At 58.5% G+C, this 13,309-nt stretch carries 11 protein-coding genes, 6 tRNA genes and 1 rRNA gene; all 18 read left to right on the top strand.

Features of this window, described 5'->3' with window-relative positions; genetic code table 11:
• Nucleotides 1-255: ribosomal RNA gene (locus G485_RS0116080) — 23S ribosomal RNA — on the top strand; the annotation flags it as partial.
• A gap of 89 nt (nucleotides 256-344) precedes the next feature.
• Nucleotides 345-421, top strand: a tRNA-Met gene (locus tag G485_RS0116075).
• A 27-nt stretch (nucleotides 422-448) separates the two neighbouring features.
• Nucleotides 449-524 (top strand) — tRNA-Val (locus tag G485_RS0116070).
• Between the two features lie 58 nt (nucleotides 525-582).
• Nucleotides 583-659, top strand: a tRNA-Asp gene (locus G485_RS0116065).
• An 82-nt stretch (nucleotides 660-741) separates the two neighbouring features.
• Nucleotides 742-817: transfer RNA gene (locus tag G485_RS0116060), tRNA-Phe, on the top strand.
• Between the two features lie 57 nt (nucleotides 818-874).
• Nucleotides 875-958 (top strand) — tRNA-Tyr (locus tag G485_RS0116055).
• A 17-nt stretch (nucleotides 959-975) separates the two neighbouring features.
• A tRNA-Lys gene (locus G485_RS0116050) sits at nucleotides 976-1,051 on the top strand.
• A gap of 253 nt (nucleotides 1,052-1,304) precedes the next feature.
• The gene (locus G485_RS26875) at nucleotides 1,305-2,138 is read left to right on the top strand and encodes a type 2 periplasmic-binding domain-containing protein (RefSeq protein WP_035156648.1); all 834 of its coding nucleotides are present in this window, start codon (nucleotides 1,305-1,307) and stop codon (nucleotides 2,136-2,138) included.
• Between the two features lie 4 nt (nucleotides 2,139-2,142).
• On the top strand, nucleotides 2,143-3,135 hold the full coding sequence (locus G485_RS26870; protein WP_051318339.1) for a helix-turn-helix transcriptional regulator: 993 nt from the start codon (nucleotides 2,143-2,145) through the stop codon (nucleotides 3,133-3,135).
• A complete protein-coding gene (locus tag G485_RS0116035) occupies nucleotides 3,132-4,757 on the top strand; it encodes an extracellular solute-binding protein (protein WP_240489171.1) in 1,626 nt (541 codons plus the stop codon). Before G485_RS26870 ends, G485_RS0116035 begins: the two co-directional genes overlap by 4 nt.
• Nucleotides 4,758-4,847: 90 nt before the next feature.
• Entirely contained in the window at nucleotides 4,848-5,795 is a 948-nt protein-coding gene (locus tag G485_RS0116030; RefSeq protein WP_027093377.1) for an MraY family glycosyltransferase, read from the top strand.
• A 67-nt stretch (nucleotides 5,796-5,862) separates the two neighbouring features.
• Nucleotides 5,863-6,954, top strand: a complete 1,092-nt coding sequence (locus tag G485_RS0116025; protein ID WP_027093376.1) for a PucR family transcriptional regulator — start codon at nucleotides 5,863-5,865, stop codon at nucleotides 6,952-6,954.
• Nucleotides 6,955-7,044: 90 nt separating this feature from the next.
• Complete coding sequence (locus G485_RS0116020) at nucleotides 7,045-8,166, top strand: ABC transporter ATP-binding protein (RefSeq protein ID WP_027093375.1); 1,122 nt, start codon at nucleotides 7,045-7,047, stop codon at nucleotides 8,164-8,166.
• A 133-nt stretch (nucleotides 8,167-8,299) separates the two neighbouring features.
• Nucleotides 8,300-9,232 (top strand): HPr(Ser) kinase/phosphatase, encoded by a 933-nt coding sequence (gene hprK, locus G485_RS0116015; RefSeq protein ID WP_027093374.1) that lies wholly within the window; start codon nucleotides 8,300-8,302, stop codon nucleotides 9,230-9,232.
• A 42-nt stretch (nucleotides 9,233-9,274) separates the two neighbouring features.
• On the top strand, nucleotides 9,275-10,279 hold the full coding sequence (gene lgt / locus G485_RS26865; RefSeq protein WP_084423344.1) for a prolipoprotein diacylglyceryl transferase: 1,005 nt from the start codon (nucleotides 9,275-9,277) through the stop codon (nucleotides 10,277-10,279).
• A 33-nt stretch (nucleotides 10,280-10,312) separates the two neighbouring features.
• Nucleotides 10,313-10,969, top strand: coding sequence for a pyrophosphatase PpaX (ppaX, locus tag G485_RS0116005; RefSeq protein WP_027093373.1), 657 nt, complete (start codon nucleotides 10,313-10,315; stop codon nucleotides 10,967-10,969).
• Nucleotides 10,970-10,971: 2 nt separating this feature from the next.
• The gene (locus tag G485_RS0116000) at nucleotides 10,972-11,454 is read left to right on the top strand and encodes an acyltransferase (RefSeq protein ID WP_027093372.1); all 483 of its coding nucleotides are present in this window, start codon (nucleotides 10,972-10,974) and stop codon (nucleotides 11,452-11,454) included.
• A gap of 300 nt (nucleotides 11,455-11,754) precedes the next feature.
• Nucleotides 11,755-12,993, top strand: a complete 1,239-nt coding sequence (locus G485_RS0115995; RefSeq protein WP_027093371.1) for an ATP phosphoribosyltransferase regulatory subunit — start codon at nucleotides 11,755-11,757, stop codon at nucleotides 12,991-12,993.
• The last annotated feature ends 316 nt before the right edge of the window (nucleotides 12,994-13,309 follow it).

The following is a 13,309-nucleotide window of genomic DNA, read 5'->3' as shown; positions in this document are numbered from 1 at the left end:
TGAGAGGGGCTGTCCTTAGTACGAGAGGACCGGGATGGACGCACCGCTGGTGTACCAGTTGTTCCGCCAGGAGCACCGCTGGGTAGCCAAGTGCGGGAGGGATAAGCGCTGAAAGCATCTAAGCGCGAAGCCCGCCTCAAGATGAGATTTCCCAGTACGTAAGACCCCTGGAAGAACACCAGGTAGATAGGCTCGGGGTGGAAGCGCGGCAACGCGTGGAGCTGACGAGTACTAATCGGTCGAGGGCTTATCCTAAGACACGTAAGGGCGCATTCGTTTCGTATCCGGTTATCAAGGCGCAAGGCCTTGGGTTTTCTTGCAATGCAGGACAAGCGCTGATCTGTGGCGGCGTAGCTCAGCTGGCTAGAGCGTTCGGTTCATACCCGAAAGGTCGGGGGTTCGATCCCCTCCGCCGCTACCAAATAATCTTGTTCGTTCATGCCATTATGGAGGCTTAGCTCAGCTGGGAGAGCATCTGCCTTACAAGCAGAGGGTCGGGGGTTCGATCCCCTCAGCCTCCACCATAACTTGGCCCCAACAAGCGAAGATAGTCAACTTTTGGGGACCCGGTAGCCATTTCGCGGAACCGTGGTGTAGAGGCCTAACATGCCTGCCTGTCACGCAGGAGATCGCGGGTTCGAATCCCGTCGGTTCCGCCATTTCAATTTCACCCCCAAAACTGAAGCGAATCTTCGTGGCATATTCCGATTGCTTTCGGTGGCCAGGATTGATTGTTCGTTTGGCTCGGTAGCTCAGTTGGTAGAGCAGAGGACTGAAAATCCTCGTGTCGGCGGTTCGATTCCGTCCCGAGCCACCATAGGTTCATCCGGTATAAGCGGACCGAAGGGTGCGCATGCTACCGGCGGGTACTCATGGAGGGTTAGCGAAGTGGCCAAACGCGGGAGACTGTAAATCTCTTCCTTCGGGTTCGGTGGTTCGAATCCATCACCCTCCACCATTTTACCCCCTCAAAGGGAGCCATTAGCTCAGTTGGTAGAGCACCTGACTTTTAATCAGGGTGTCGAAGGTTCGAGTCCTTCATGGCTCACCAGTTTCGAATCGACAGCGGACGCGCGGGCGTCCGTTTTTTTGTTGTCCGCGAGGGTTCCCCGGCGGATTTTTTTGATGCGCTTTGCGAAGCGTACCCCCCGATTGGCGATTTTGCCGATTGATTTGGAGAAATCATCGATTCCTCTTCCGTAATTCGCTATCCGTTTTCCGATTTTGTCCATATCGCGCTTCTGCCCGTTCCATTAGTCTGAAGAGGAGATGCATCTCATCAATCGACTGGCGGAGGTGGGAATATGAGAAGACTTGTAACCGCTGCCCTGTCCGTGCTCCTGATGGGCTCGCTGTTAAGCGCGTGTTTTTCCAAAGGCAACAACGCAAACGCGGGGGAAGCTTCCGGTACGCCGAGCGGCAGCCCGTCTGCGCCGACGAGCTCGGCGGCGGGCACGGACGGAGATGCCGGCGGTTCGGCGTATCCGATCAAGACGGACAAGACGCTCAGCTACTGGGCGGAAATGACCGGCAACATCGTCGGCGTGAAGGCATCGCTTGACGAAGTACCCTTTTTCCAAAATTGGCAGAAACAAACGGGGGTCAAACTTGCCTTCACGTCTCCTCCCGCGGGGCAGGCTCAGCAAACGTTGAACATCCTGCTCGCATCCGGCGACCTGCCGGACATGATCGAATTCGACTTCCTGAACGGTTACCCGGGCGGACCGGAGAAGGCGATCGGCGACGGCTATATTTTGAAGCTGAACGATCTGATCGGCCAATACGCGCCGAATCTGAAGAAATATCTGCAAGAGCATCCCGACATCGACAAGATGGTCAAGACCGACAACGGCAGCTATTATGCGTTCCCTTTCATTCGCGGCGACGAATATTTGCAGGTATTCCAGGGTCCGATCATCCGCAAGGACTGGCTGGACGAACTGGGTCTGCCGATACCGGAGACGATCGACGACTGGACGAAGACGCTGCGGGCTTTCAAAGAACAGAAGGGTACGTCGGCCGCGCTCACGTTCAACAGCAAGCCCCGATTCTTCAACGACGGAGGCAACGGCGCGTTTATCGGAGCGTTCGGCGTCAACCGCGGCTTCTATCAAGAGAACGGCCAAATTAAATATTGACGACATGATGGTCTGCCTGGTCAATTTCGCCGAGGGAGATCCGGCTCTCTACAAGGAAGATCTGTATGCCATCGCGACGGAAGCGCAACTGTTCCTGCTTCGGTTCCGGATGGACCTGACGATCTCGATCGGCGGCGTGCATCATTCGTTCCCGGGCATTGCCGAAGCTTACCGGGAAGCCGTCGATGCGATGGAGTACAAGATGGTGCTCGGCAAACGGGAGATTATTACGTATGACGACATCCGCATCGATCCCGCGGACAACCATCGGTTCGGCTACTATTATCCGCTTCAATTGGAGCAGCAGATCATCAATTGGATCAAAGCCGGCGACGGCGAGCAGGCGACTCGGGCGATGAACGAGATCATGCAGCGCAACTTCGACAAGCCGGTCGGGTCGCCGACGTTGGCGAAGTGCTTGATTTTCAACCTTGCGGGCACGATGGTCAAGGCGATCAACGAGATCGGGGACGGCGAGAGCAGCGTGCTGGGCGGCAATCCGCTGTGGATGGATAAGATCATCGCATGCGATACGGTGCAGGAGATGCGTCAGGAGCTGCTTGCGCTCTTGACGGAAGTTTGCGCGTTCGCCGCCGCGAAGCGGGACAAGAACGTCTCCCAGGAGCGGGCCGAGACGCTGCGCCGCTTGACGGAGAGGGTGATTCGCCATATCGAAGAGCACTACGACGATTCGAATCTCAGCGTGAATTCGATCGGCGAGCGCTTTGACCTGAAGGGCAGCTACTTATCGAAGTTATTCAAGAACGAGACGGGGGAAGGGCTTCCGGATTACATCAACAAGTTTCGGATCGATCGGGCGAAGCGGTTGATTCGGGACAGCCGCCATTCGGTCTCCGAGATCGCGAAGCGGGTCGGATACAACGAAGCGGCCACCTTCATTCGCGTGTTCAAGAAATACGAGGGGATTACCCCGGGCAAATACAAGGAAATGAACGGAGGGGAACCGCGAATTATCGCTGAAGGGGGCAACGGATGATGAAGTCGAAGGCAAGGCGGACCGCTGCGGTTCCGTTGCTGCTCGCGGCCGCGTTGCTGCTTGCGTTGGGAGCTTGCTCGCCGTTCGGCTCGCTTCCCGCTTCCCGGGACGCGGCCGGTCCCCGGACCGAAGCTTCCGCAAGCGGGACGGCCAAGCGGTTGACCTATTGGGCCGAGCTGAACAGCAATGCGGCCAGCGTCAAGCCCAGCTTCCGGGAGGTTCCTTTCTTTCAGGAATGGCAGAGACAGACCGGGGTGAGCCTGATCTTCATTCAGCCTCCCGCCAACCAGGCGAAGGAGACGATGAACGTGCTGCTTGCTTCCGGCGAGCTCCCCGACATGATGGAATACGAGTGGGATAAGTTCCCCGGCGGGCCGGACAAGGCGATTGCCGACGGTTATATTCTTCGTCTGAACGATATTATCGATCGTTACGCACCGAATTTGCGGAACTATTTGAACGAGCATCCGGAGATCGACAAGCAGGTCAAGACCGGTTCGGGAAGCTATTACGTGTTCCCGTTCATTCGCGGCGACGACAAGCTGCTCACGTACCAAGGCCCCATCATCCGCAAGGATTGGCTGGACGAGCTCGGATTGCCGATTCCGGAGACGATCGGCGACTGGCATACCGTGCTGAAGGCGTTCAAGGAGCGGAAGGGCGTTGCCGCTCCGCTGACCTTCCTGGGCGTGCCGAATCCCCTGTTCGGGCTGGAGAGCGGGGCTTTCGTCGGCGCCTTCGGCGTGCTGAACGGCTTCTATACGGAGCAGGGACACGTCAAGTTCGGTCCTTTGGAGCCGGGATTTAAGCAATTTCTCGCCGTGTTCCGCCAATGGTACGCCGAGGGTCTGATCGATCCAAACATTGCGACGGTCGACACCGCCACGATGGATGCGAGCATGATCTCGGGCCGAAGCGGAGCCAGCATCTGGAATGCGGGAGCGGGCATCGGCACCTGGCAGTCGATCGTGCGGCGGGAGAATCCGTCCGCCCGGTTCGCCCCGGCTCCTTATCCGGTGCTGCATAAGGGAGACAGGCCGAAATTCGGCCAGCGAAGCTCCGCGTATGTCGGAACCGGCGGCGTGGCCATCTCGGCCAAGAGCCCGAACGTCGAAGCGGCCGCCCGCATGCTCGATTACGGCTACAGCCCGGCGGGACATCTCTTGTTCAACTTCGGCATTGAAGGACAGAGCTACGAGATGAAGAACGGCTACCCCGCCTATACCGACCTGATTCTGCGCAACCCGGACAAGCTTGCTCCTTCCCAAGCGCTGGCGATGTACACACGGGCGAATTACTTCGGTCCTTTCGTTCAAGACGGGCGCTATGTGGAGCAGTATTACTTCTATCCGGAGCAACAAGAGGCCGTTCGGCTGTGGTCGGATACCGACGCCGAGCTTCATCTGCTTCCCCAGACGCCCAAGACGGAGGAGGAGAGCGCGGAGTTGTCTTCCATCATGCAAGATGCCGAATCGCTGTTGGACGACGCGGCGCTGAAAATCATTTTCGGCATCGAGCCGGCGGACAGCTTCGACGATTGCGTCGCGGAGCTGCGGGCGCTTGGCATCGGCCGCGCCATCGACATTCAAGAGAAGGCGCTGAGCCGCTATTTGAACCGGTAAGCGGCGATCGAACCGACGTCACCCGCCAGGGTGATTTTTCTTTATTTGGGGCACAGTAAGGAGCAAACCCCGCATCGGGAGGAACATGGCATGATCTACTTGTACGCGCTCGGGTTTTCCTTCGTCGTCGTCTTCCTCTTGGTTCCCGTAGTGCGCGCCGCCGCGCTCAAGATCGGCTTCGTCGATCGTCCGTCGAAGCGCAAGGTGCATTCGTCGCCCATTCCGCTCAGCGGAGGGCTCGCGATTTACGCCGGCGTCATCTTCACGACGTGGCTGTTCCAGGGAGACAGTCCGATTCTTCGCGCTCTGGCGCTGGGCGGCGGCGTGCTCGTGGCCGTCGGCCTGCTCGACGATTCCTTCAAATCGCGCGGACGCGACTTCCCGGTATGGCCGAGGCTGATCGTCTACATCGGCGTGGCGCTCATCCCGTCCGCGTTCGGCATCCAGATCGCCGGCATCTCCGCGCCGTCCAGGTCGGCCATGATTCTGTTCTCGCCGGGCTGGGCCGCCTTTTTCACCCTGCTCTGGGTATTCGCTCTGATCAACATGCTCAACTTCATCGACGGGATCGACGGCCTGGCCTCCGGCGTAAGCGTCATTTCTTCCTTCACGCTGTTTGTCGCGTCGCTTATCGAAGGGCAGGTCGTGACCGCTCTGATCGGGGTCGCGCTGGCAGGCTCGTGCCTGGCGTTCCTCGTCTACAATTTTCACCCGGCCCGGATCTTCATGGGCGACGCCGGCGCCACCTTCCTCGGGTACACGCTGGCGGTGACGGCGATCAACGGCACGCTGAAGGGCGCTACGTTCCTCTCGCTCCTCGTTCCCGTGCTGGCGCTGGGCGTGCCTTTTCTCGATACGATTATCGTGTTCTCGCGACGTCTGCTGGAGGGAAAGGGGCTTCACCGGGCGGACAATCTCCACACGCATCACAGCCTCATGAGGTGGGGCTTGACCCAGGTTCAGACCGTCTCGTTCCTCTATCTGATCGCCGCGGTATTCTCGCTGATGTCCATCGTCATTCTGCTTATGCTGCGTTAAGCGGCCCCCCACCTCCGCTAATTATGCTACAATGTGGATAACGAACGCGGATGAGGGGCGTGCAGCGATGAACAAAACGAAATTGCAGCGGCTTCAGCAGTTGGTCGGCGCTCCGGTGGAAGTCCAGACCGTATCGAGAACGCAGTGGGAGCAGGACGGCGGAAGTAAATACCCCGAATTGGGAGACGGCATCCAATTGGCGGACCGGTACCTGCTGCTCGTGCGGATCGACGGAACGGAGCTGGAGGTGCTCCAAATCCATAGTTCCTTGACTCCGTTGGAAAAGGAGCTGTTAAAGTGGGCGGCCCAGCCCGCGAATCCCCGCAACGTTGCGGGAACGAGCGACTGGGAGCGTCAGGCGAGGCGGCTCGGCGACTGGATCGAGCAGTGCATCGTGACGGGCGACGTCCGGGCGGAGGTGCCGGACCGCTTCGAGCTTCGCAACCGGCTTTTCGACGGCATGATTCCCTTTCTGTTAATCAGCGAGCAAGCCGACGAGCGGGAGCCTTCCTACGCCGAGCTGGACAAGGTGTTTCGTTCCTTCATTTCCGACGAGATGCTGCTCGTTCCGATTCGGGAGCGCGAATGGCTCGTTCTCGGTTCCGACCGGCTGCTGGCGGAAGTGGAATCAGCCGACGAGGAAGTGCTGGAACGGGACGAAACGAAGGAAGCGCTTTATTCGCTTGCGACAGGTTTGCATCAGATGTTTACGGAGCAGTGGGGCGGCGAATGCCACGTTGCGGTCGGACTGCCGATCATCCCGGCGGAAAGTCTCGTGCAGACGGTTGCGTCGCTCCGGGAGACCGTTTATCTGGGCCGCAAATTTCACGTGGGGATGCAGGTGCATCTGCCCTGGATGATCCATCTGGAGCGGCTGCTGAACGGCATTCCGGAGGCGACGAGAGCCCGGTTCATGGAAGAGATGATGGGCCGCCCGGACCTGTTCACCGAGCCGGAGACGATCTCGACGCTGGACGCTTTTTTTGCCATGGACTGCAACGTCAGCGAGACCGCGAAGAAGCTGTTTATTCACCGCAACACGCTGCTGTACCGTCTGGACAAGCTGAAGCAGGAGACCGGGCTCGACGTCCGCTCCTTCAACGACGCGGTTCTTGTCCGAATTATGCTGTTATTGTACAAAGTCACGAAAAGGAAATGAATTTTTTGTACGCTTTGTGCATAGTCATTCGACACCCCGCTGCGGTAAGATATTGCTGTACCTTAAACGAAATGTTAGGGGGAACATCCAATGGCAGGCGTACGTTTAGAGCATGTTTATAAAAAATATCCGGGTTCCGACAAGGCATCGGTAACCGACTTTAATCTCGACATTCAAGACAAGGAATTTCTCGTGCTCGTCGGTCCTTCCGGTTGCGGCAAGTCGACGACGCTGCGGATGATCGCAGGCCTGGAGGAAATTTCCGAAGGCAAGCTCTACATCGGCGACCGCGTCGTGAACGACGTCGCTCCGAAAGATCGCGACATCGCGATGGTGTTCCAATCTTACGCTCTGTATCCGCATATGAACGTTTATCAGAATATGGCGTTCGGTCTGAAGCTGCGCAAATTCCGCAAGGACGAGATCGACCGCCGCGTTCGCGAAGCGGCTCGCACGCTCGAGATCGAGCACCTGCTCGACCGCAAGCCGAAGGCTCTGTCCGGCGGTCAACGCCAACGGGTCGCTCTGGGCCGCGCCATCGTCCGCGAACCGCAAGTGTTCCTGATGGACGAACCGCTCTCCAACTTGGACGCCAAGCTGCGTACGCAAATGCGCGCGAACATTTCCAAGCTCGTTAAACGCCTGGAGACGACTTGCATCTACGTTACCCACGACCAGACGGAAGCGATGACGATGGGCGACCGCATCGTCGTTATGAAGGACGGCTTCATTCAACAAGCCGCTACGCCGGAAGAGCTTTACAATCATCCGATCAACCTGTTCGTAGCCGGCTTCATCGGCGCTCCGGCCATGAACTTCATTCCGGGCCAACTGGTGGAAGAAGGCGGCGCCGTGCATTTCAAGGCTACCGGCATCAACGTTGAGATTCCGGAAGGCAAAGCGAAAGTGCTCCGCTCCAAAGGCTACATCGGCCGCGAAGTCATCCTGGGCGTTCGTCCGGAAGACCTCCACGAAGAGCCGGTGTTCATCGAAGCTTCGCCGAAGTCGGTCATCAACGCCGGCATCGAAGTGTCCGAGAACCTCGGCCACGAGATGTACCTGTACCTGACCGGCCTGGGCAAAGATAACGTCATCGCCCGCGTCGACGGCCGTTCCGGCTTCCAAGAAGGCCAGAACGTGAAGCTCGCGATCGACATGAACAAAATCCATATCTTCGACAAAGATACGGAACTGAACGTTTTCGAGAACTAATCGATAATCGTACGGGACGCCCGGCCTAAGGCCGGGCGTTTTTTGCAATCGGGGGAACGGGCCTCGGCTTTGCGTTGATTTCCTTTCTTATTTTAGATACGATGAAAAAGGATTATGGGAAGGGAGCAGGACGATGGCCAAAAAAGTGAGAGTATCCGAGCTCGTCCACCAATTTCAGCTGGAAGTGGTCGCCGGCGCAGACGGCATGCGCCGAACGATCGAGACGGACGACCTGAATCGGCCGGGCCTCGAGGTCGCCGGTTATTTCGCTTATTATCCGGTCGAGCGGGCGCAAATTCTGGGCAAGACGGAGTTGGCCTTCCTCGAAACGCTCACTTCGCAAGAGCGGCGGGAACGGATGGAGCGCCTGTGCACAGACGAGACGCCTTGCATCATTATTACGCGGGGATTGGACGTACCGTCCGAATTGATCGAAGTCGCGAACGAACGGCATTTCCCGGTACTTCGGAGCGGCGTCGCGACGACGATTCTGCTCAGCCGGATTACGACATTCCTGGAGAAGAAGCTGGCTCCGACCGCCACGATCCACGGCGTCCTGGTCGACGTGTACGGCGTCGGGATGCTCATTACCGGAGGAAGCGGCATCGGCAAGAGCGAGACCGCGCTGGAGCTCGTCAAGCGGGGGCACCGCCTGGTTGCGGACGACGCCGTGGAAATTCGGCAAACGGCGGACAATCTTCTTTACGGAAGCGCTCCGGAGCTCATTCAGCATCTGCTTGAAATTCGGGGCCTCGGCATTTTGAACGTCATGACCTTGTTCGGCGCCGGCGCCGTTCGCACGCAGAAGCAGATCAGCCTCGTCATCAAGCTTGAGAATTGGCAGCAGGAGAAGCAATACGACCGGCTCGGGCTGGACGAGGAGACGACGAAGATCATCGAAGCCGAGGTGCCGCTCGTCACCGTTCCGGTACGGCCCGGGCGAAATCTGGCCGTCATCCTGGAAGTGGCCGCGATGAATTTCCGCCTGAAGCGAATGGGCTACAATGCCGCGCTGCAATTCACGAACAAGCTGACGGAAGCGATCGCCGACGAGGATTACGAATAAACCGACCCCGCGGCAGTTCATTCGGGGAATCAAGGACGGAGGATGAAGATGTTGCCGTTGAAATTGGATCCCATTGCCTTCACGCTGGGGCCGCTGTCCGTGCACTGGTACGGGCTCATTCTGGGCACGGGCGCGCTGGTCGGGTTGCTGCTGGCGATCCGGGAAGGCAAACGGTTCGGGCTCTCGCCCGATTTCTTCCTGGATTTGATGCTGTTCGGCGTGCCCTCGGCCATTATTTGCGCACGCTTGTACTACGTCGTGTTCAAATGGGATTATTACGGCGAACACCCGGGCGAGATCATTCAAATCTGGAATGGCGGCATCGCCATTTACGGCGCTTTGATCGGCGCGCTGCTCTGCGGATTTTTCTACTTCCGGCACAGGGGCTATTCGTTCTGGCGCCTCGTCGACATTTGCGCGCCGTCATTGTTGGCGGGGCAGATGATCGGGCGATGGGGCAACTACGTCAATCAGGAAGCTTACGGCGGCCCGGTCGAGGAATCGTTCCTGCGCCATACGCTGCACCTTCCGGCTTTTATCGTCGATCAGATGAACGTGGAAGGAACGTACCACCATCCGACTTTTCTATACGAATCCCTTTGGAGTCTTGTCGGCTTGATCGTCCTGTTCGTCATTCGGAGGCAGTGGAAGTCTTTGCGGGCGGGCGAGATCTTCTTCGCCTACGTCATTTGGTATTCGATCGGACGCTTCTTCATTGAAGGTCTGCGGACGGACAGTCTGGCTTTCAAAGGGTCGGACACGCTCGCTTCGCTCCTTAAAACGCTCTGGACGCCGATGGAATGGCTCGGCTTCCAGCAAGGGTACCTGGATCCGGTCTACGGGAACGTCCGCAGCTCGCAGCTGCTTGCGATTCTCGCCGTCATCGCGAGCATCGTGCTGATCGCCATTCGCAGACAGACGGGGCTTGCGAAGGAACGCTATTCGGATCCGATCGTCAGTTCGAAGCCGCAGCCGGCGGCCGGCGCCAAGGATTCGGACGTTGCGGGCAGCCCGGAGGACGGAGCATCCGGCGAGACGCGCGCTTGACGTTCCGGATAGAGAAATGGGGATAGGACAAAAATGAAGCGAGAGATTGCAGCCGTACTGTTCGATCTGGACGGCACGATTGTCGACACGAACGAACTGATTATTCAATCCTTTCTGCACGCGCTCAAGGGAGTCGTTCCCGAGACGTTCGGGAGGGAGCATATTATTCCGAGCATGGGGATGCCGCTGACGTATCAGATGCAGCACTTCTCCGGCCGCGAAGACGTCGACGACTTGGTACGAGCCTACCGGGAATACAACATCGCCCGGCACGACGAGATGGTCGAGCTGTTCCCGGGCGTGGCGGAAGTGCTGCCGCAGCTGCGCGCGAACGGCTTCAAGCTGGGCGTCGTCACGACGAAGATGCGGCCGACGACGGAGCGCGCGCTGAAGCTGCTCGGCATTTACGAGCACATGGATACGATCGTCACGCTGGACGACGTGGAGCATGCGAAGCCTCATCCGGAGCCCGTGCAGAAGGCGATCCGAGCGCTCGGATCGGAGCCGGCGGCAACGATGATGGTCGGTGACAGCGCGGTGGACATCGAGTCGGCGCTGCGGGCCGGAGCCGTTCCGGTGGGCGTAGCCTGGTCGTTGAAGGGCGAGGCGGTTCTGCGGGAAGCGGGGGCGGTCCATGTGATAGAAGACATGCGGCAGCTGCTTGCCCTTTGCGGATTGGAGACGGTGTAAGGTTGAGACAGGTGGAGCGTTATCCGGTGGAGGGGCCGAATGCGCTATGGCAGGTGTACCGGACGGTATCCCGCTGGAAAGCGGTCCGCAACTTTGTATTTATCCAATTGGCAAGGTACTGTCCGGAGTTGGCCGTCAAAAATTGGATCTACCGCCGCATCCTCGGCATGAAGGTCGGACGCCAAACTTCGTTCGCGCTGATGGTGATGGTGGACGTCTTTTTTCCGGAACGGATCACGATCGGAGACAACTGCATCATCGGATACAATTCAACGCTGCTTACCCACGAATATTTGATCAAGGAATATCGTCTCGGCGACATCCGCATCGGCTCGAACGTGATGATCGGAGCGAACGTGACGATATTGCCCGGCGTGACGATCGGTGACGGCGCCGTGGTGGCGGCCGGGTCCGTCGTTCATCGCGACGTGCCCGCGAATGCGCGGGTCGGGGGCAACCCTTTGCGGGAGCTGGGATCGGAATAAGGCGAGAAGGACGGTTGCGCAAAAGCGGACGGGCGTTAGACATGGGAAAGGGAAGCCGAGACGAACGCGGAGCGCCGGAATGGCAGTCGGGGATTGAACCGAAGGCCGTCCGGCGTGCCGCTGCGTCTCGGCTTTTTGCGCCTGCCGAGCGGGGGAAGGGCGTCTGCCGGTTGGAAACGTTCGTCTGTTGACGACCATCCCCATTCATGTTAAAGTACAGAAAAGTCTTTATTTTGGCAGTATGGTAATATATTAGAACTTTAAAGCGATAAAGTGAAAGACGGAATCGAGGTTATTTCTTTGTCCAAGCCAAAGGTATTCGAGAAGCCGACCGGCGTCAAAGATTACTTGCCTCATGCGGTAGCGAAGCTCCGGCGCATCGAGCGCGACGTGCTGGCATGCATGGGCCGCTGGGGCTACGAGCAAATTATGACGCCGACGATGGAATATTACGATACGGTCGGGGTGGCCAGCGCCACCTCCGATCAGAAGCTGTTCAAGCTGCTCAATCAGCGCGGCACGACGATCGTGCTTCGTTCCGAGATGACGTCCCCGATCGCCCGGGTCGTCTCTTCGCTGCTTAAGGAGCAGCCTTTCCCGATCCGGCTGAGCTACCATGCGAACGTGTTCCGCGCGTTCGAGGAGGAAGCGGGACGGGACGCGGAGTTTTTTCAGACGGGCGTCGAATTGGTGGGCGACCCTTCTCCGGAAGCGGACGCGGAAGTGATCGCGCTCGCGATCGCGTCCCTGCAGGCGGCGGGCGTGCCTTCCTTCAAAGTGGCGGTGGGGCACGTGGGCTTCCTGAACGGCCTGTTCCGGCAGGCGCTGCCCGGACAAGAGGAAGAGCAGATGAGCTTGAAGGCCTTCCTGCTTCAGCGCGACCACGTCGGCTACCGGGACGCGCTTCGCAAGCTGTCTCTTAGCGAAGAAGTCCGTTCGGAGCTGGAGGGCATTCTGCGTTTGCGCGGCGGAGAAGAAGTATGCAAGCAGGCGCTGCAGCTGAACTTGAGCCCGGATGCCAAGGCGGCCATCGGGCAGCTGTGCGAAGTGTGGGACGTTCTGTCCGCATACGGCGTACAGGAGCATGTGCTGATCGACCTGACCATGATCGGGGACTTCTCCTATTATACGGGAATGACCTTCGAGGGCTATGCCTCCCATCTCGGGTTTCCGGTGTGCAGCGGCGGCCGGTACGACAACCTGCTCGGCCAATTCGGCCGTCCGGCTCCGGCGACGGGCTTCGCGCTCAAGACGACGCGAATCCTTGAGGTGGCCCGCGACGACGCGGAAGAGGCCGGCGGCCGCACGTTGATCGTCTACGCCCATGCGCAAAGGCGGGAGGCGCTTCTCGAAGCGGATCGGCTTCGCGCGGAAGGGCTGCAAGTGGTGACGGAAGCGTTGGACTCGGCTGCGCCGGAATGGCAGAGGCTGAAGGAACAAGCGGGCCGGATCGAGACGTTCGTGCACCGCGGCAGAGAGTACGACAGTTTGCTTGTCTACGGTATCGGAGAGAGCAGCGGTACGATGTCAAGTCCTTAAATTCAATGATTTTGAATGAACCGCACTCTTTTCAGGGGGTGACCCGGAAAAAGGCAAACCCAAACTAAACCCGCCCTACCTAGATTTTTCAGATATTTCCTAAATATCAAGGAAATAGGCGGTTAGATGAAAGGGCCTATGTCATGCGTTTTGTCGGATCACCTCTCTGGGTTCGTAAAGTCGGTTGGTTCGCAGCAGATAATCGACCAACCGCACCAATTTACGAGCTGTAAGCGCAAGGGCACGTTTTTCGGCATACTTGGCCGGTTCCGCCGCTTTGAGACTGAAGTACTTCGCAAATACAGTGTCGTGCACC

The organism is Cohnella thermotolerans DSM 17683 (assembly GCF_000429825.1).
In the GTDB taxonomy this organism is placed as follows: Bacteria; Bacillota; Bacilli; order Paenibacillales; family Paenibacillaceae; genus Cohnella; species Cohnella thermotolerans.
The sequence above is the reverse complement of the archived record's forward strand: the minus strand, read 5'-3'. Positions and strand labels throughout refer to the sequence as shown.